This window comes from Chryseobacterium sp. TQ-BC-N36, assembly GCF_058382295.1.
Genome location: NZ_CM178175.1, coordinates 1,603,679 through 1,622,045 on the forward strand (window position 1 = coordinate 1,603,679; position 18,367 = coordinate 1,622,045).

Below are 18,367 nucleotides of genomic sequence, written 5' to 3' on the forward strand. Positions count from 1 at the left end.
GAAAGATGCTGTCCTACATTTGCAACAGTAAACAGCCTAACCTCGGTATGAGATCAGTTCCGGAACGTTCTTATCAACGAAAATAGAATTGAACAAAGTATGAAATACGGTTTTCTGGAATGGCTTTAAAATGGAAATCTGTTATAAATGACCAATTACTTATCATTTGTAATTACCGAACCACCACGAGTCAAATACATTTTAGACAGATCAAATTTCCAGAATGGTTCATTATTATTGACCACCGCAAATGTTTTGTCCTCCATATCAAATTTCCGGACGAAACAGCATACCAGAGCTTTGGAAACCGATAAATATCTGTTTCTTTTCTGATGCCGCAGGATACAGCGCAGGGCATAAGGCTTCCCATTGAAAAAATCGACATACTGGGAGAGGATGTGTTCCCTCAGTAAGACTTTTCGGCCTTCAGTGATCCAGCCGCTTAAGCGCTTAACCCGTCCTTTATTTGAAATCACAAATCGGTTTCCTGAACCTGGTATCGGCTTCCAGCATTCACCGGGAAGGTCCTCTAAAGACAGGTTCATACAAGCCGGAGGATTCTTTTTATCAACTAAAGGTCTTCCGAGGTTTTTCCATACCGTTTGATTAAAAATCTTCTGTTTGCCTTTAGGCTTTGGAATCACCTCAAAATCTTTTTCGGTAATGGACTGGCTGCTAAGAAACCACCGGTAACCACCGGCTGTCAGGAACACTCCGTGCACGGCATCCATTATGCTTTCACAGCCTACGCCGGCTACTTTTTCAGCGCTGTACATACTGTCGAAGCCAGCGATAAAATTCCCGTTAATGTCATACTGGGAGACCGGCTGTGAATAAATGGCATTTCGGTTTCTTGCCCTGTTGCTCTGAAAGGTTCTGTAACGGCTTTCGCTATGCGATATCTTTTCAAGGTTGGTGTAGTGCAGGTGCAGGCTGTTGCCGTCTTTAAATGCGATCTTAATATTGTGATCGTTGTAATCAAATTTTTCTACGAAATGATAATAAATCAGCCGCGCCATCGATTTGCGATACTTTTTTCCGTCAGAGGATAAGGTACAGTGGAACTGGTAAAAGTATTTTTGAAGATATTGATTAAACTGCTTAACGACGATCAACTTCATAATCATCTCCGGCTCTTTTTTACCTTTTGTTTTGTTGGGTAAGAACGTCCACCGTTCCAAGCTCTTTAATCTGCCAAAGCTCGATATGGCATAATTGGGGAAATCTTCCACAGCTTTCCATTCTTCACCATTCAAAGCTGATAAAGAACGGTTGTAAATCACTTCCTTTACATACTGGTCTTCAAATTCGGCAGGCAACTTCAAAGCAATGGTATCAACGTTGTGTTTTATTAATAATATCTGATATAAAGATAAACAACATTCAGAAATTTCCGCTATTTAAAGAATTGTTGTTGCAGAATTCGTTGGAAAACCAATAAACAATTATATTTGCAGCCATTAAATTATTTATACACAAGCATAGCTATGAAAGAACTTATCGAAAAAATCAATGCTGAATTCGAATCATTCTCCAAAGAATCAGAACAACAAGCAGAAAAAGGAAACAAGGCTGCGGGGACAAGAGCCAGAAAATCTGCTTTAGAATTGAGCAAATTATTCAAGGACTTCAGAAAAGTTTCCGTCGAAGAATCCAAGAAATAATATCGTAAAAATTAAAATCCCAGCAACAAGCTGGGATTTCTCATAAATAACCTTTCTATCATCATTTTGAATCTCCAGGCTTATGCTTGTGGGGCTTCAGATCCGGATGTTTCGGCTGGTTAGGTGGTGTTACCCTAGGTCTTCGGTCTGGCGTTCCATCTTCCTTTTTAGGTTTCGGGCCAGGTTTGATCGCTTTAATCGTTTCCATAGAATCATATTAAGTGTTAACCCGATAAAGGTAGACTGGATATTGTAATTACAGTTACGGAAAACCGCAAGGGAAATTAGAAATTACTTATATTGGCGTCTTGGTTTTAACGAACCATTCATTCAGATCTTTACAATCGTGATAGATTAAGGAGCAATCTTCTACATTCTTATAGTCATTTCGGATTTTTGATGCAACGGATTTACCGTTAGCATCATTGTCAAGAAACAGCAGGATCTTCGGGTATTCTTGTAAGATCTGTTCTGCTTTGAAAACCATCGCCGTAGAATTTAAAATAAGACAGTCACACGCTGAATTGAATCTATTTTCCAGGTTCCGGAACGTGAGAAAATCGAAGAACCCTTCAAAAACAGCAATTTCAGAAAATGGCCCAGATCCGGCCCGAACCAAAGTAACGACTTTAGAGCCCAAGCAAAGTTTAGCATACTTGTTCCTTATTTCAAAACCATCGGAATCGTTTTTAAATCCGATCCCGAAATATTTCCTTCCATTAAGTTCATAATGCACCTCCCTAACGCACTTCTTTTGCTCAGAAACTTTTCTTGAATCCAGGTATTGAATCAATGCAGGGTGCCTGACTTCCTCGATTTTTAATATTCTGTAAGAAGTTTCAGGTTGTATCTCTTTAGCAAACCGTTCAATATTAACCGTAAAATTAAATGATGCAAGGTATTTCAATGCTTCCGCAACTGAGCATTTCTTAATTTGCTGCACAATAGAGATCACATCGTAACTCTTCCCTGTCCCGAAATCAAAAGCCGTGTTCCTGATAAAATCAACACAAAAACTGGGAATCTTTTCTTCCCTGCCCAGCGCAAAATAAAAAGCAGTTCTGTGATTTTCTTTGACAGGAAAAAGGCTCAATGATTCCAGCACCGAACGGATGCTGACATTTTGTTTGATTTTTTCGCAATTCATTTTTTTTCTTTTTTAAAGCAAAATTTCTCTAACGGATTACTTTTAAGTAAAAAAATAACTTTTTCATCCTTTTAACTGTACTTTTAGCGATATGATAAACTGCACTGGCACAAACCTTTCTAACGATTTCCGGAATGAGTGCAATTCCGATATAGAGATCAGTCTAATTCCGAAATAAGAATAAGTCCAAATCCGAAAAAGAAGCGTTTTTCAAATGAGTGCAAATCCGTTTTAAATTCTCCTTTATTCTTCAAACCAACTACTTATCCACAATATTGACAAGTTATCAACATAAGAACAGTTTTTCTAAACAAAGGGAACGAGTGCAATTCCGATATTTTACTACGAAACCCTACTCTTTTAACAAGGGATTAACTTCAGTGAGTGCAACTCCGAAATACACACGAGTGCTATTCCGAATTACGAATGAGTAACAATCCGAATTCAAAGAATTACCGGATAGCCATTCGGCATCAATTTTCCTATTTTAGTTTCCCTATACAGTCTTATAATATTATCTTGGATTTCCATCAAAAATATCCGACCTTGGAAGTGGGCAGACCTCTTTCCTTTCAATCTGCTAGTCCTTCTAAATTCCGAGAAAGCTCTTTCGATGAGCTCGCGGGTCTGCAAAATATTTCTGTACTGGTATGAAAACTGAAGCATGTCATCCTGTTGCAAACCATATCTTTTCCTGAAATACCTTAACCTTCTGGTAATATCAGTGTGCATGGGATTTCCGTCCATCTTTTTTTCTGAAACAAACTCTTTCGTGGGATAAGGAATAATAAAGATCATATCACCTTTATACTTGAAATGGAATGATAAACTGTTATACTGATCAAGATTCGATCTGACGGGCTTCAGGAATTTAAAGCAAAGATCATTGGCCGTTCTGTAGCTGAGTCCAAATTTTTTATTCAGGGTGGAAAGCTTAAGCGAAGTTCCGGTCTGAGGAAGTTTAGCCAGCCATATGGCAAATATTATATGCTTGTTATTTCTGATATTGTACACCAGATGGTAAAGCACATAGTTATACTCCGGAATGACCATCAGCTTTTTAAGCCAGTAACTGCTTATCAAAAAGCTGGTGTAACCTCTTTGATCATAGCTGGGAGTTGAAATGAGACCTCCAAACGTTTTGATCTCCTTCCCTTTTGAATTAAGAGACACGTACCAGCCCATCTTAAACTTGGCAAGATATTCATAGGCATCTATAACCTGTCTGCTTGAACCGCTTGGAGAGATCTTACTGTTTTTGATCTTCATCGAGGCAAACACATTATTCTCCGTCTCAAATTCTTCATCAAAAAGAGAAAGCTGTTGAGGACGGTCCTCCGGTCTGAACTGCTCACTGCTGATGATCGCAATGATATTGAATATGACCCGCAATGCGTTGATCGGAATATCGGCTGCTAGATGGTCATCAAAGATAAAATCATCAACAAAGCCATTCCCCAGCCTGATTCTTTCCGGAGTCTTTTCAATCTGACTTTGAAAAACTTTACGAACAAGCCTGCGGTCTGTTGGATAAAATGTCATTCTCTTAATTTTTATGGAATTAAAGCAATAGGCCTTCATTATTTTTGCTCAGGATGTCTGATGTAAGGAATATCCTTTACTGACAAATGAACACGCTTATTATCGGGCAAAAGAAAAGGCATGATGTTTTTCAGAGTGGAACGCCAATTGGTGATTGGTCGTCCATTACTGCTTTTCCAATTATTCTTTAGCCAGCTGCCATACTTTTCCTCAATAAGCTTATCGCAATCAGGAATGTAGGCTTCTAAAGTCCTTGCAAAATCTAAAAATTCCCTGAGATCAGGAATATTCCTGTTTATAGAAACAGAACTGGAAGACAATTCTATGTCCTGCGCCATATTGTTCATTTCAGCTTTATTTATACCTGAGCCCTTTTCATAAGTCTGACTACTTTCAGACAATGTTTCCTCTAAAATATCCCGTTGTTTATTCCTGACCTCCCGACCCTCAAGAGGATAATCCAGAATCAGCCTGTAATGTCCCGCAGCCCCATTCTTTGTCCTGAATTCTATCATTCCCAGATCCCTGAGTTTTTCCTTGGTTACTTTTACAGTTGAACGGCTTAATGAAAGCCTTTTTCCAAGCTCCACATCTGAGATCCTGAACTGGTAATCATTGTGATCTTTCGCCATCTTAAGCAAATAAAGATAGAAGGCAATAACAGTATGACCAGCCCCTTCCCTTTCATTGAATTTCCAGAACCTGTCAATCAGCTCCACATAATACATCCGTTATTTTTTTGCGAAAAGCTGCAATGCTTTCTCTTTATCAATAATGATAATATTCCTGTTCTGAATAATTGCCTTATCCAGTATACCTGAGGATTTGACCTCGGATGCCTTTGACACCGAGCAGCCCAGTATCTTAGCAAGACCTTTCAGACCATACTCATATTTCTTATCGTTGCTAAAGTTTTTAGACAATTCCAGAAATTCAGCAACAGTGAGCTTCCATATCGGAGTGCTGGGGTCGATATCTTTTAATGCCATAGTTTTGAGATTTACGTTTTACTGATAAAAATTAATAAGACAAAATTTCAAAATCAATGGATATATCTTTCGGTAGTTCTTCGGTACTACCGAAAACTTTTTAACCTCTTTAATGGAATATCTTAATCACAGATAAACAGAAATTTCGGGACCTGGTAATGGTATAAGCAAGAAAGATCTCCCGGCAGCAATCTTTACTGCAGGGAGATAATTATTTCAAAATAAGGGTTCAACAGTTATTATATTCCCATAAAGGATACTTTTTATTAAAAATTCAATGATCAGACGTCCAGATCATCCAAATACTGGTTGAAATTTTGTCGGATCAGACTTATAAATTTTGATCGGTCTGCTTTCCTGAGCCGTATTTCAGAAAGCGTCTTATGATAATTGCCCAAATTAATCTTCAGCGAGTTTTCAGCCCATCTGAAAATTTCAGCAAGGTCAGCATGGCCACCATTAAAGCAATTGCTTTGGTATAGCGCATACAGAAGTTCTGTCAATGCCACTTTCGGCGCTGTCCATTCTAAATGTCTGACCTGAGTAACGTCGGTATCCGTGCAGTCACCGGAGTTGATCTTATTGGTAAGATACTGATCCAACAGATCATTGGCGATAATCTGAGATATCAGATGATCGTGAGAAGTCGAGAACTCCTCATCATAGCTATAAAGTTCAGGACTAAGCTTTAGCTTGAAATCGAATCGAAATCGGGTAAAGTATTTTTTATCCAAAAAGGTGGATTTCCTGCGATAGTAATTGATAAAATCTTTCTGTTCGCTGTAAAAGTATAACAGATTGCTTCTTTCCTGCTCAAAATATGATCTGAGTGCTGCGGGGTCGGCAAAAGGCTTAGAAGCTTCTATCGAAAGGATCTTTGAATAATAAATGTACAACGCCACAAATTGTGGCTTTGTATTTTTAAAGAAGTAAATTTCCTCATTCCAATCTGCAAATTGATACTGTTTTAAAATGGTTTTAAGCTGCCTTATTGCAACATCGGTTTCCATAAGGATTTCTTCAGCCCGGGGGATTATATCATTCTCACTCCTATTGATCTGGTCAATGCTGCTCATAAGATCACTCCACAGCCGATCAACTTTTTTTCTGAAAAGCTTTCCGTTCATACATCAAATTTTTTGTTGGCGTAAAAATCGGGCTAAAAAACAGAAATCACCTTTTTTCAAGTTCCTGAAGCCTCTTCTTTACGAAATCGGTTGGCCGAATGCCGTTGATTTCCAAAAAGTGATTGGAAAAAACAATCCTATTCTTCATCCCACATTCAGCAGCCAGTGTATCCATACTGTATTGCAAATAGATATTGTTTTCCATCAGCTGTTTCGTAATATATTTGATCCGCAACATTTTAATATACTGTGTGAAGGTAGTATTCATATGCTCGTTGAGTACAAATGACAGAGCTGATCTGTGGGTATTAATTAACCTGGCTACATCCGGCAGCTTAAGATCCTTATTAAGGAACTGCTTTTTTTCCTCAAAAACCTTCAGATTTTTTCTGATCTCTGCAATGGCCTCTTCACTGTATAGCCCTTTGACTGTATTGGAATTTTCCTGCAGATTATCTCCTTTAACTTCATCCGGCATTTTCAGTTTTTCCAATAGATCGTTGTACTTGGTCGTGATAAGCTTTTCTCTTTGTCTATAGCGATAAAGTGAGTAGCAGAAAAATAAGGCGACACAAACTATCAATAAAATAAGAAATATATTTCCATATTTATGCTTCTTTACCAGCTGATCACGGCTTTCATTTAATTTGTTGACCTGATATTCTCTGTATAGCTTTGCCGATAGTTTAGAAAAGTCCGAAGTAATAATTGAATCTGCTCGCAGTAGTTTATTGGTATAGTAAAGCTGAAGGCGATCATCGCCCTTGTCTTTTGCAAATTGAATAAGGTATTTATAATTACCGACCACTTCAGGGGTAACAAAATTAAATCGATTAAGTATCGAATCGACCTTATGAAAATAAAGGACAGCTTTCTTTTGACGCCCGTCGGCCATATGAAGCTTACCCAGATAAAAATACACCGTTGCCACTGCAGCAAAATCCTCTTTTTTGCTTAAAAGCCTTCCTGCATTCTTCAGGTACTTTTCAGCAAGTGGCAAATTTCCGTTACGTATGCTATTGATTCCTTTTGCTTTTTGAAAATAGGCAAACTCCTGTACAAATTCATCTGAGTTCCTAACTTTTTTAACGCCGATATCAATCAGTGAATCTTCCTGCCTGTACAGTTTCAGATTTCTATAACAAGTACTCAGCCTGTACAGGCTGTTCAGATACCCGTGCTGATCATTCAGTCTCAGGTTTGGGTCGGTCTCACAGGAAAGCTCCTGCTCGTAGTATAATAAAGTTTCCTTGAAATGTATTGCGGCCTCTTCGTAAAAACCTAAATAAGATTTTACCATTCCCAGGTGATATAAAATTTTGTGGTACAGATAAAGATCTTTCGTATTTTTCGAGTAGCTGAACGCCCTCAAATAGTCCTGCAACGCATTATTGTAGTTTCTTTTGTTATAATAGTAAACAATTCCTCTTTTCAAGTAGGACATCGAAATCTCATCGGGATCATTCGCATTGATTGCCACAGCAACCGCACTGTCAGCATACTTTATTTTCCGTTCTGCGGAATGTTCGTAGTATACTGCTTCGTCGTATCCGGCAATCAGCTCCGATAGATTTTTTTCTGCCTTAGCCTTCTTAATATACAGATTAACAAAAACCATCGCCCTTGCATCATTCTCCGGATAAGCGTCAAAAAGTGCCGTAAGATGATCGTAAGTATACGGTCTAATCTGCTGACCTTGGACGCTGCAGATTATGATAAACAGGAATAAAAAAAGAAATTTATTGAAGACTTCCATGGTGATATTACCTCAAATTTAAAGAAAATGTTCCCATCATCCCGCTTATCATAATAGTATTTACTGAACTACCAAATAACAATTTATTTTTCAGCCAGTTGTATTATAAAACACTGGTAATAAAAGATCTTTTATTACGTAAACAAAAATCAATCATTACCATCACTCATTTTTTAATCGGAGTGCCAGTGGTAATTTAGCTGTACGAATTCGATAAAATAACCGGCCGGGATAACTTTTAAAATCATTAATTCTATGAAAAAGTATATCTCAATATTAATTTTTGGTACAATAGGGATTCTGCAGTCATGCGATCGATCAGACCCCAATAGCACCGACTACGAAATCCCATCTCAGAAGCGTGTCGATAACATTTTAGTTGCAAGGTCTGCAGAAACTGGTATTAAAGAAAGCTCATCTTCCTATGAACGAAAGAAAAAACGAAAGGATAAATCACATTGGCGGGTTCATATTGATACTGTGAGATGATGAATGAATCACCTAAAAATGGAGATCAAAAAACAAAGGAGATCATCATTCAATCAGGAAGGATTTGTACTGTCAGCGGTGAGTTTGAAATCAAGGACCGTATCAGCACAACAGCTTACGTTTCCAAAGGGGAATTAATGCCATTGTATTGTGGCAGAAAAGTAAAATGGACCTTAGTTAGGAAAGGATAAAAATCCGTATTATGCAGACTATAAAAACAAGATTTGTTGAATTCACGAGCTATTTTTTCATACTGCTGTTCTGTTACGCCAGTGTCAGCAAGATCATGGATTTTGAGAATTTTCAGGTACAGATCGCACAGTCTCCTATTTTCAGTTCAGTTGCAGGATTGATTTCTTACGGTGTGCTGATTGTAGAACTGCTGGTTTGTATTCTGCTTATTATTGAAAGAACAAGGATCATCGGGTTGTACTCTTCTTTTTTTCTGATGGTCTCATTTACGATCTACATTTATGTCATTTTAAACTATAGCGAAAATGTACCTTGCTCCTGCGGTGGGATATTGGAAAAAATGGGATGGAGAACCCATCTCATTTTTAACTTCGCGACGGTTTTGATTTCTTCTTGTGCAATTTTGGCATATGCCGTTCAGAGAAGAAAAAAAATAATTACGACAGCTTCGCTCCAACTTCTCCTATCTTTTGCAAGTACCGCAATGATCATTGCTTTATACCATCGCTCCGACTATCTGATCAAGAAAGAGAATCCTTTCATCAGAAAATTTCTGGAACATCCTGTAATAGAGGAAAAGAGGTATGATCTCCAGGTCAATTCTTTTTATTTCGCAGGCTCAACGAAAGACTCCGTGTATCTCGGTAACTACACCACTCCTTTCTCGCTGATTTCTTTAGATGCAGAACTAAAAGAGATGAATGAAAAGAAAATCGTTCCGGATCGTTTTGATTTCAGCTTTAAACGGGCGTTGATACAGATCAATGCACCCTATTATTATCTGTATGACGGAACCGTTCCTGTCATTTACAAAGGTTTGCTGGGAAATGAAAAAGTGAGTACTTACAGCAGATCTCAAGCCTATTTTAGTCAACTCGTCAATTGGGATCAGCACTCTTTTGCTTTCAGCACCTACTATGCACCTTTGAAAAAACAGTCGTTAGGGATTTTATATCCTGAAAAAGAAGATCCTCTTCAATTAAAAACAGATCTTTTAAAGACATATAACGACGGGGTTTTTGATACAGACGGACTGATGCATTCTGATCGTGACAACCAAAGTCTGGTCTATGTTCATTACTATAAAAATCAGTTTTTGGTTCTGGATAAGGGCCTTAATATAAAAGGTGATTTTAAAACCATTGATACCATCAGCCGCCCTCAAATTGATGTTGCTGAACTAAGCGATGGAAGAAGAAAGATGAATAAGCCTCCACTTAAGGTCAATATCACATCAACCGTCAAATACGGCTTGTTGTTTAACCAATCCAATCTAACGGGCAGATACGAAAACAGCAAGAACTGGGAAAACAACGCAGTCATTGACATTTATTCAATTACTGAGCAGAATTATATAGGCAGCTTTTATCTTCCAAAACCTAAAAAAATCAAGAAGATACAATTAGAGATCTCAGGAGATCATCTTTTTGTATTGGTCGGAAATGAGATTATCAGGTATCGTTTTGCGCAGAACCTTACCAGGCATTTCATGAAAGGGGAAAGCCGAAAACCCTGACCAAGAGTAGGCACCAATAACAAATTTCAAGCATTATGAAAAATTTCAGAAAAATCGCATTGCCCGTAGCCATCCTATTGATGGGTGCCGGAAGTGCGTATGCTACAACAGCATTCAAGTCAGTAAAAACAGATTTCCAAGGCTATCGTTTTGATCCTTCAGCACCTGTGGGACAAAGATGTGTTCTGACGGAAAAAATGTGTACCGATATTCAAGGAGAAGTCTGTACCTACAGCGATGCTTCCGGAACACACAATCTATCCAAGAACATCGACGGTACTTCTTGCGGAGATCAGCTGTTTGAGATCGAATAATTTTTAATAGGTGAAGGATGCTAATAAGCATCCTTCATTTGTTTATCTATCCAAGGGATATTTCCTTTATTCTTTAAAAAATATTCGAACCAATCCAGCATTCTTAATGTGTAGTCCTTTTGTGCAGGATATTGCGTTATGGTATGCCCTTCGCCTGCATAAAACAATGCAATAACTGTTTTCCTGTATTTCCTTAGTGCACTGAAAAATGTTCTGGTCTCCTCCCGATCAACATTCTTATCCTCGGTACCTGTCCATAAAAGCATCGGCGCAGTCACTTTTGATGCGTGATACAAAGGATTGTTATCAAAATATTTCTGATTATTACTCTCAAAACTTTCACCCATTCTAAATTGGCCACCTTCAATACGATAATAGTCTGGTGATTTGAAATTGTAGTTGAATGAATAGGCCATATGAACAATGTCAGACGGAGATGCCCCCGAAATATATGCCGCAAAACGATTGCTGTGTGTAGCAATGAAATTGGTCTCATAGCCACCAAACGACTGCCCCATTAGTGCAATCTTTTTCGTATCGACCTGCTCCAATTTCGCAAGCTCATCCAAAGCATTGTTTATACACTGTAAGGCTGACAATCCTGCTCCTTTATTACCATAGTTGATATCCGGAATCAGCACCATATATCCAGATTCCAACAATAACCTGGCATTAAAACCACGTCTGTTTTTGAACGTTGGCACTAAATATTTATCGGTAAACTCCTGCTGCTTTTCGTAGATCCATAATACGACAGGATATTTTTTTTCCGAATCAAAATTTGCAGGTAGAAACAGACTTGCCTGAAGATCTTCATTGTTGACACCTTTATAGTACAACTGTTTTTTAGTAATTGTTTTAGCTCCTTTATCATGAGCATTATATTGATAAACTGTTCTGGAAGCTGAAGATTCTATTTTCGTCATTACCACTGGAGGCTTGTTGTAATTCTCTTCAGTCCATATAAAATTTTTACCGTCATTACTTGACTGAAGATGTTTGATTCGATCTGTGCTCTCTTGAATAATGACAGACTTCTTGCCCTGATCCAACATATAGTAGGTCGATCGGAGATCGTTATCGTGATGTGCAGCAATCAGTAGATAAGGATCATCCAAATAGTAATACTTTCTGTGAAAACCTGCTTCGGTCGATTTTTTCACCACGTTGATAACCTCAATGCTATCCGCATTGACGCACAGTATTTTTTTCTTTTGAAGGTCATTTATATTCAGCTCCCATAATTCACCTTTTGAAGACCATAAAATTGTTCCTGACGAACTAAAGTAAGGAACTGCTTTGGATGGCATGCCTATAACTTTATCCGTCATTGTTCTGGTGTCCAAAAGTTTCCAGTTAGCCTTGACATACCTAAGAATAAAATTCCCTTCTTTATCAAAATACATCACATCCCCATCTTTCTCAAGTATTTGATCTTCTCCTGATAACGAATTCCATAAATGCATCTCATAATGATCGACCTTATCAGCGCCTTCTATAACATCTATTTTTTCTTTGTCCACCTTTTTTCTTAAAAATAGATTTGTCCTGCCGATACCTGTATACCCACTGTAACCGGAATCCAATTTGACAACCTTCCGCTCCTTAGGATACCATAATAGATCAACGCTTGGTCGTTCTCCATAAAAATAATTGCTAAGATCTTGTTCCTTACCATACCAGATACTTACCGTCTTATCATCTATAGGAAGCCTATCGCTGAGCGTCAGGAAAACAGCGTTTGAATCAGACGACTTCTTAACGGTGATCTGGGTATATTTACTGATCGAGGGATCATCCAGTTCCGCGATACTCAGATCAGAACCCACAAAATAAGTTTTCAATCCTTTTGCCGCAGAAACAGAAACCACATAACCCTCTTTTTCGGTGTCAGATTTTGATAACTGATAAACTTCATCTTCGGATGACCAAATTGTTCTATATGAACGGCCATCTGAACTGACCTTCAATAAATTTTTCATTTCGCCCTTATTCTCAAAAATTATGAGATCTCCTCCTGTTTTCTGCCATCGTAAGACTGATTCAATTCGCTGTCTCAAAATAAAGCGATCATCATAAATCTCCAGCATATTGTTTTTACTGCTGTCATAATGAATCAATAGCTGTCTTTCACCCTCTAAAAAATCAATGCTTTTGATGTTTTGTATTACAGATTCCTTCTGAGACTTTAGATCGATCTTCTGAAAGACACTCCCTACCTGAAGAACCAATATATCATTGCGCAAAAAGAAATTTTTTGACACATTCGTCTTGCGGATCTTTCTGAAAGGTTTCTGTGTTTCAGAAATGATAAGACTTACTTTAGAGTCTTCATTGATCTCAAACATCAGCACATATTTTCCATCCGGAGATATTTGCATGACCAAAGGTTCCACTATATCCTTTGCTAATTTTTCAAGCTCCGGTCTCGGTGTCTGTGCGTAGATTACCAATTGATACCTGATTACGAACATTCCCAACAACATCATAAGGATGTAGATCAACTTACATAAAAAACTATTCATAAAAGCAATGTTTAGTAACCAGTATTCTGAGGATTAAGCTTTGGATTCAGAAGCAATTCTTTTTGCGGAAGTGGCCATTGCGCGTGAAAGCTTTTCCAATTCGGCTTTAGCAACGCAAGCTGGTCCAGCAGTCCCCATCGTTTCAGATCAAAAAACCGGATGCCGTGCTCGGTAAAGAATTCTCTCCTTTTTTCTTCCCGCATCTGGATCTTGACGTCGCTGGCTGATAATGTGCTGCTTAACGCAGGAAGACCTGCACGCTGTCTTGATCTGTTGATCAGCGGGATGGCTTCCGAAGCCCTATTAAGTTCAGTAAGAACTTCTGCCTGCATCAAACAGACCTCATCCAGCCGGTAGATCACCGAATATTCAGTCGGATTATTGACTGAGAGATTCTTATATTTTGCAGAACGATAATTGGTCTGCTGTCCGAAAGGGACTGCTGCCATATAGTTCTGACGGCGCAGGTCTGCCGTCGAAAATAAGCTGACCAGATCAGGTCTAAGTACAAATGATGTCGGAGCTCCCGTGAAAGTGTATAAGGAGGCTTCTTTGGTAGCATCATTATTATTCTTCGGCTTAAGCTGCCAGATGATGTGGGACCCGCTCTTATGAAATACTTTTGAGATATCGCTCTGATAACTGTAGGCAGCATTCTGCATAATTTCAGAGCATAAGACCTCTGCCTCATTCCACTTTTTCAGCAGCATCTTCATTTTGGCCAGTGCCATATAGCCCGCATATTTATTTGGATAGATCCTTTCCGCATTCTTATAGGCTGAGGGAAGAAGATTAACCGCCTCTGAAAGATCCGTCTCTACCCTTAGCAACAGCTGATCCTTAGGCATTCTGCTTAGTTTACTGTTGACCATATAGTCGGTGGTATCCGTGTAAGGAATCTCACCGAAGATCTGATAGAGCTGCAAATACAATATAGACCGCACAAATAACGCCTCTCCCTTAATTCTCTCCTTTACAGAGGTAGAAAGTGCTTGTGAACTTGCAGCACCTTCTATAATACTGTTCGCCGCATAGATCTGCTGGTAAGCGTTCGTCCAGAATGTCGTGATTGCCGTATTGGTAGGGATCTGCTGATTATTGTAGAGGTCAAGCACGCCATTGGACGTACTGGTATAGACACAGGTAAGATCATCTGTGTAAGTACCCAGCAGCGCACCCATCCCATCGATGCCTCCCGAAAACATCGAGTTCGTCCAAAGGCCGGCATAGAGACCTGCCAGAGCAGCATCCGCAGTCTGCTCATCCTCAAATACCAGCTTGGTGGGGATCTGGTTGGAAGGAAAATCCGTTTCAATAAATTTTTCGCACGAGACCCCAGAAAGTAAAACAGCCGTGAACAGACACCCTGTTATAAAGTATTTTATATTTTTTGCCATGATTTTAATTTTAAATTATAGTTGACCATTTCGACGAGTCTATCAAAAGGTGATCTGAAAGCCTACAGAATATGTTTTCAATGGTGGTAAAAATCCATTCAGCACAAATTCAGGGTCCAGACCAAAGTATTTGGTAATCGTCAGCAGGTTCTGTCCCTGCACATAGATCATCGCCTCCCTGATCCCGAACTCCCTCACAGGGATCCTGTAGCTAAGCTGTACATTTTTCAGCCTGATGAATGAAGCATCCCCGATCGCTGCCGTAGAATTCTGAAATAATGAATGTGCAGAGGTTTTTGCCGCCACGTTCCCTGAACTGTACGACATATAAGTTCCCGAAGGATTGGAAGAAGACCAAACATCCAAAACCTCAACAGGCTGGTTGTTCATCGAACCCGGAATGACCATCTGCTTATTGTAGTTCCAGTTTCGCTGCTTCACGAAATACCACAGGAATGATGCTGACCACGGGCCATAACTTAAGGTATTTGACCAGCCTCCGAAAAAGCGCATTCCGACCCTCTCGATCACCTTATTGTCATCAGGAGAAGATATCTTTCCGTCACCGTTATAATCCGTAAATTGGTAAAGCCCCGTCTGCGGATTAATGCCCTCGTACTGATAGACCTTTACCAGTGATGTCGGATAGCCGATCACATACTGGTTCGCATAGGTAGAACCTTCAAGATTCGGGAACTCCGTCAGCCTGTTATCGGGGATTGATATATTGAATGAAGTGTCGTATCTCAGCTTCGAGTTCCTCAGCACCTGAACAGAAGTTTCAAACTCCCAGCCTGTATTTCTGACCTTTGCCGGAAGATTGGACTGTATGCTTGGAAACCCTGTCGTTGCAGGCAGAGGAATGCCCACCAGCTGGTTGGATGACGTATTTTCATAATAGGCTGCCGAAAGATTCCATCGGTTCCTGAACAATGAAAACTCAGCCGCTATCTCCTTCTTCAAGGTCTTCTCCCAGCTAAAGTCCGGATTATACAGCCTGGAGGGATTAAGCCCCGTAGTGTTATTGTAAATATTGGTTGAGACCGTGTAGGTGTCAAGATACTGGTAATCCCCGATCCTGTCATTTCCGGAGGTCCCGATGCTCCCCCTGATCTTGGCCAGGCTAAGCCATGAGATATTTTTCATCCACGGCTCTTCAGACATCAGCCAGGCAGCACCCACCGCCCCGAAATTCCCGAAACGGTTGTTCGGTCCGAAACGGCTTGAGCCATCCCTCCTTCCGGTCACATTCACGATGTACCTTTTCAGGTATTTATAATTGAGCCTCGCAAAAACAGCCGTATAGTTATACTGGTTATTCACCTGGTCACCGATCACCTTGGTCTTAGCCGCTGCAATATTTCGGATGAGGGCATTGCTCTCAAAGCCGTACCCCTGTATGGTTCCCGATTTGGTCTCCGACTGCTGCAATGTCGCGCCGATCAGCATTTCAAAACTGTGCCGACCTGCATGATACTCTCCCACGATCTGCGGCTCCAGGATATAGGAAAAAGCAGAGCTGTTGTTTTTCGAGGAATTGGAAGTCGAGCTGTTCAAACCGAATGAAGGATTGTACATCGTATGAGGCTTGAGAGAATATTCCTCAAAATTATTAAAGGTCAGCCCGCCGTTAAACTTCACAGACAGGAACGGGAACAGCCGATAAGACAATTGGGTTCCTGTATTGATAAAGCTTGAGCTATTGAGGTATTCGCTTACGAATGATGCCACAGGATTGGTAAATGTATTGTTCTCCCAGTTCAGAGACCCATCAGTATTATACAATGCAGGCGCATTGGGACTCAGGGTAAGGCTCCGCTTGGTCAGGTCATCATTCACAACATTATTATCCTGAAATGAGACCGTATTGTTTAGATTGACCTCCAGCTTACGGTCAGGACTCCTGTAGCTGAAATTCCCTGTAAGATTATTCGTCCTGTACCGAAATCCGGCAGGTAATACCGTTCCCTGTTCAAGATGACCATAGCTGATAAGATAAGATGTGTTTTCAGAACCGCCGCTCAAGGAAAGCTGTACCACCGAGGCATCAGCCGTATTTCCTATTAATTCTTTCTGCCAGTCTGTATTCCTCTCCTGGCTCCACGTATTAAGATCATAGGCATTAGCAGGAATTGCAGTGATCCCGTCATTCTGGAAGGCCTGCCTCCTCATGCCGAGATACTCAGAAGTATTCATCATTTTCAGACGATTGGCCACCTTACTAAGCGCATAAGAGGTATTGAGCTTCAGTTCCGTCCTGCCCTTCCTACCTCTTTTAGTGGTCACAATGATCACCCCGTTCGCGCCACGGCTCCCGTAGATCGCCGTAGCATCAGCATCCTTCAGCACCTCGAAGCTCTCAATATCATTGGGATTGATCGCATTAAGAGGGCTCACAGAACCATAAGGTAAAACCGTTGCACTGTACACAGACGGCGATTCAGATAGGATCGGCACACCGTCAATGATGTACAAAGGCTCATTCCCTTCCCTACGGATACTGTTCTTTCCCCTGATCTGGATATCAAAACCTCCTCCCGGCGTTCCCGAGTTCTGCATGATCGACACCCCGCTCATCCTTCCCTGCACCGTAGAAAGGACATTCGCAACAGGCTGGTTTTCGATCTCTTTTGCGGAAACCCGCACAATGCTTCCCGTCCGCTCTTTATCACGAACCTTATAGTACCCTGCATTCAGCACCACCTCCTCGATCTCCTTCTCCTTACCTAGCGAAACGTTCAGAGTATCCCTGTTCCCAGGCATTACCTTTCGTTCAGGATAATCCGGATGCCGAAAGATCAGGACAGGGTTATCTCCCGTCACCTGCACGCTATATGTTCCGGAACTGCCAGTGAGCGCAACAGCACTACTGCCCTGCTGAAATACCGAAACACCGGAAACAGGCCTGCTCTGTTCCGTGACAGTGCCTGTGATCACACGCATCTGCCCTATTGCCACGCCTGAGACGAGCAATGTTAAGCCAAGAGCCATTTGGATATGACCCAGGCTGCAAAAGTTTTTTTTCATACTTTTGTTATAGTTTAATTTATTAGACTTTGCTCTTTCCTGCGCGGCGTCAACTTTGCGGAAAGGGCTTTTTATTTGATTTTTATGATATTCTACATACTTTCATCATACGGTTATCCTTTTTTTCATTCTCTGATTTTTTTTATAAGAATTATCCCTTTTTTTCCTTCCTCTATCCAGAATCAGGAATGCGGCATCCAGCATTTTGGTCAGATGGATACAGGGACCTAGAATCTTACTCTCGGCCGAGTGCGCATAAACGCCCAGTGAGAAATACACCGAGACCGAAATATAATATTCGAAATCTTTGAGGCTGTATTCTGCAAAAGCCTTTTGGAATACAAGGAACGGATTACGGTACTCCTGATCAGAAAGCGCCCCTTTCATCGGAGGAGCATTATTTTCAGCATACATCTTTAGATAAGTTTTCTTTTCCCTGTGACCCAGCACATAACAAGCACGCACAAATGAGCGCAGGGTCTGATGAAAGTGAAAGACTGCCGAATGATCTTCTTTGATCACGCATTTCTTTTTTGCCGCACAGATCATAATATTATTGAGCAGTTCCTTAGCGGTCGCCAGCTCATTGAACTGGAAAAAGGTTTCAATAAGCCCTAACCCGGAATACATATCACTCCCGGACCAAAACCTGGCCTCAAAGTCAATTCTGTTGTTTTTCAAT

16 protein-coding genes are annotated in these 18,367 nt (G+C 40.3%); 4 read left to right on the forward strand and 12 right to left on the reverse strand.

Annotation, left to right across the window (positions count from 1 at the left end; genetic code table 11):
• Nucleotides 1–155: 155 nt before the first annotated feature.
• On the reverse strand, nt 156–1,325 hold the full coding sequence (locus AC3FI7_RS07210; RefSeq protein WP_343658814.1) for an NUMOD4 domain-containing protein: 1,170 nt from the start codon (nt 1,323–1,325) through the stop codon (nt 156–158).
• 162 nt (nt 1,326–1,487) lie between these two features.
• Between AC3FI7_RS07210 and AC3FI7_RS07215 the strand changes: the two genes are divergently transcribed.
• On the forward strand, nt 1,488–1,664 hold the full coding sequence (locus tag AC3FI7_RS07215; RefSeq protein ID WP_142726007.1) for a histone H1: 177 nt from the start codon (nt 1,488–1,490) through the stop codon (nt 1,662–1,664).
• A 61-nt stretch (nt 1,665–1,725) separates the two neighbouring features.
• Here the strand turns inward: AC3FI7_RS07215 and AC3FI7_RS07220 are convergent, their stop codons facing one another.
• The 7 genes from AC3FI7_RS07220 to AC3FI7_RS07250 all read right to left on the reverse strand — a co-directional run bounded on the left by AC3FI7_RS07220 (nt 1,726) and on the right by AC3FI7_RS07250 (nt 8,225).
• Nucleotides 1,726–1,872, reverse strand: coding sequence for a hypothetical protein (locus tag AC3FI7_RS07220; protein WP_172617132.1), 147 nt, complete (start codon nt 1,870–1,872; stop codon nt 1,726–1,728).
• A gap of 87 nt (nt 1,873–1,959) precedes the next feature.
• Complete coding sequence (locus AC3FI7_RS07225) at nt 1,960–2,811, reverse strand: DUF8464 domain-containing protein (RefSeq protein WP_343658815.1); 852 nt, start codon at nt 2,809–2,811, stop codon at nt 1,960–1,962.
• Nucleotides 2,812–3,255: 444 nt separating this feature from the next.
• The gene (locus tag AC3FI7_RS07230) at nt 3,256–4,353 is read right to left on the reverse strand and encodes a hypothetical protein (RefSeq protein ID WP_343658816.1); all 1,098 of its coding nucleotides are present in this window, start codon (nt 4,351–4,353) and stop codon (nt 3,256–3,258) included.
• A 38-nt stretch (nt 4,354–4,391) separates the two neighbouring features.
• Complete coding sequence (locus AC3FI7_RS07235; RefSeq protein ID WP_491461716.1) at nt 4,392–5,081, reverse strand: hypothetical protein; 690 nt, start codon at nt 5,079–5,081, stop codon at nt 4,392–4,394.
• 3 nt (nt 5,082–5,084) lie between these two features.
• On the reverse strand, nt 5,085–5,342 hold the full coding sequence (locus tag AC3FI7_RS07240) for a DUF3853 family protein (RefSeq protein ID WP_142726003.1): 258 nt from the start codon (nt 5,340–5,342) through the stop codon (nt 5,085–5,087).
• Between the two features lie 281 nt (nt 5,343–5,623).
• Nucleotides 5,624–6,469: an RteC domain-containing protein gene (locus tag AC3FI7_RS07245; protein ID WP_142726002.1), complete on the reverse strand. Its 846-nt coding sequence runs from the start codon at nt 6,467–6,469 to the stop codon at nt 5,624–5,626.
• Nucleotides 6,470–6,515: 46 nt separating this feature from the next.
• Complete coding sequence (locus tag AC3FI7_RS07250) at nt 6,516–8,225, reverse strand: helix-turn-helix domain-containing protein (RefSeq protein WP_491461717.1); 1,710 nt, start codon at nt 8,223–8,225, stop codon at nt 6,516–6,518.
• A gap of 485 nt (nt 8,226–8,710) precedes the next feature.
• On the opposite strand from AC3FI7_RS07250, the gene AC3FI7_RS07255 reads away from it, so the two are divergent.
• The 3 genes from AC3FI7_RS07255 to AC3FI7_RS07265 are packed head-to-tail and all read left to right on the forward strand — an operon-like array spanning nt 8,711 to nt 10,736.
• On the forward strand, nt 8,711–8,905 hold the full coding sequence (locus AC3FI7_RS07255) for a hypothetical protein (protein ID WP_491461718.1): 195 nt from the start codon (nt 8,711–8,713) through the stop codon (nt 8,903–8,905).
• Nucleotides 8,906–8,916: 11 nt separating this feature from the next.
• Nucleotides 8,917–10,422 (forward strand): MauE/DoxX family redox-associated membrane protein, encoded by a 1,506-nt coding sequence (locus tag AC3FI7_RS07260; protein WP_343658821.1) that lies wholly within the window; start codon nt 8,917–8,919, stop codon nt 10,420–10,422.
• Between the two features lie 35 nt (nt 10,423–10,457).
• Nucleotides 10,458–10,736: a DUF6520 family protein gene (locus AC3FI7_RS07265; protein WP_286486981.1), complete on the forward strand. Its 279-nt coding sequence runs from the start codon at nt 10,458–10,460 to the stop codon at nt 10,734–10,736.
• A gap of 20 nt (nt 10,737–10,756) precedes the next feature.
• Here the strand turns inward: AC3FI7_RS07265 and AC3FI7_RS07270 are convergent, their stop codons facing one another.
• The 4 genes from AC3FI7_RS07270 to AC3FI7_RS07285 all read right to left on the reverse strand — a co-directional run bounded on the left by AC3FI7_RS07270 (nt 10,757) and on the right by AC3FI7_RS07285 (nt 18,366).
• Nucleotides 10,757–13,261 carry an alpha/beta hydrolase family protein gene (locus AC3FI7_RS07270; protein WP_491461719.1) on the reverse strand — a complete coding sequence of 835 codons (2,505 nt, stop codon included), beginning with the start codon at nt 13,259–13,261 and terminating at the stop codon, nt 10,757–10,759.
• An 11-nt stretch (nt 13,262–13,272) separates the two neighbouring features.
• Entirely contained in the window at nt 13,273–14,658 is a 1,386-nt protein-coding gene (locus AC3FI7_RS07275) for a RagB/SusD family nutrient uptake outer membrane protein (RefSeq protein WP_491461720.1), read from the reverse strand.
• Between the two features lie 42 nt (nt 14,659–14,700).
• A complete protein-coding gene (locus tag AC3FI7_RS07280; RefSeq protein WP_491461721.1) occupies nt 14,701–17,685 on the reverse strand; it encodes a SusC/RagA family TonB-linked outer membrane protein in 2,985 nt (994 codons plus the stop codon).
• Between the two features lie 105 nt (nt 17,686–17,790).
• On the reverse strand, nt 17,791–18,366 hold the full coding sequence (locus AC3FI7_RS07285) for a hypothetical protein (RefSeq protein ID WP_491461722.1): 576 nt from the start codon (nt 18,364–18,366) through the stop codon (nt 17,791–17,793).
• Nucleotide 18,367: the final 1 nt, after the last annotated feature.

Bases quoted from the DNA above. Each gene is read 5' to 3' on its own strand.
- AC3FI7_RS07235 (WP_491461716.1), bottom strand. From the start codon at position 5,081: ATGTATTATGTGGAGCTGATTGACAGGTTCTGGAAATTCAATGAAAGG.
- AC3FI7_RS07265 (WP_286486981.1), top strand. From the start codon at position 10,458: ATGAAAAATTTCAGAAAAATCGCATTGCCCGTAGCCATCCTATTGATG.
- AC3FI7_RS07270 (WP_491461719.1), bottom strand. From the start codon at position 13,261: ATGAATAGTTTTTTATGTAAGTTGATCTACATCCTTATGATGTTGTTG.
- AC3FI7_RS07215 (WP_142726007.1), top strand. From the start codon at position 1,488: ATGAAAGAACTTATCGAAAAAATCAATGCTGAATTCGAATCATTCTCC.
- AC3FI7_RS07260 (WP_343658821.1), top strand. From the start codon at position 8,917: ATGCAGACTATAAAAACAAGATTTGTTGAATTCACGAGCTATTTTTTC.
- AC3FI7_RS07275 (WP_491461720.1), bottom strand. From the start codon at position 14,658: ATGGCAAAAAATATAAAATACTTTATAACAGGGTGTCTGTTCACGGCT.
- AC3FI7_RS07220 (WP_172617132.1), bottom strand. From the start codon at position 1,872: ATGGAAACGATTAAAGCGATCAAACCTGGCCCGAAACCTAAAAAGGAA.
- AC3FI7_RS07240 (WP_142726003.1), bottom strand. From the start codon at position 5,342: ATGGCATTAAAAGATATCGACCCCAGCACTCCGATATGGAAGCTCACT.
- AC3FI7_RS07255 (WP_491461718.1), top strand. From the start codon at position 8,711: ATGATGAATGAATCACCTAAAAATGGAGATCAAAAAACAAAGGAGATC.
- AC3FI7_RS07250 (WP_491461717.1), bottom strand. From the start codon at position 8,225: ATGGAAGTCTTCAATAAATTTCTTTTTTTATTCCTGTTTATCATAATC.
- AC3FI7_RS07280 (WP_491461721.1), bottom strand. From the start codon at position 17,685: ATGAAAAAAAACTTTTGCAGCCTGGGTCATATCCAAATGGCTCTTGGC.
- AC3FI7_RS07245 (WP_142726002.1), bottom strand. From the start codon at position 6,469: ATGAACGGAAAGCTTTTCAGAAAAAAAGTTGATCGGCTGTGGAGTGAT.
- AC3FI7_RS07225 (WP_343658815.1), bottom strand. From the start codon at position 2,811: ATGAATTGCGAAAAAATCAAACAAAATGTCAGCATCCGTTCGGTGCTG.
- AC3FI7_RS07230 (WP_343658816.1), bottom strand. From the start codon at position 4,353: ATGACATTTTATCCAACAGACCGCAGGCTTGTTCGTAAAGTTTTTCAA.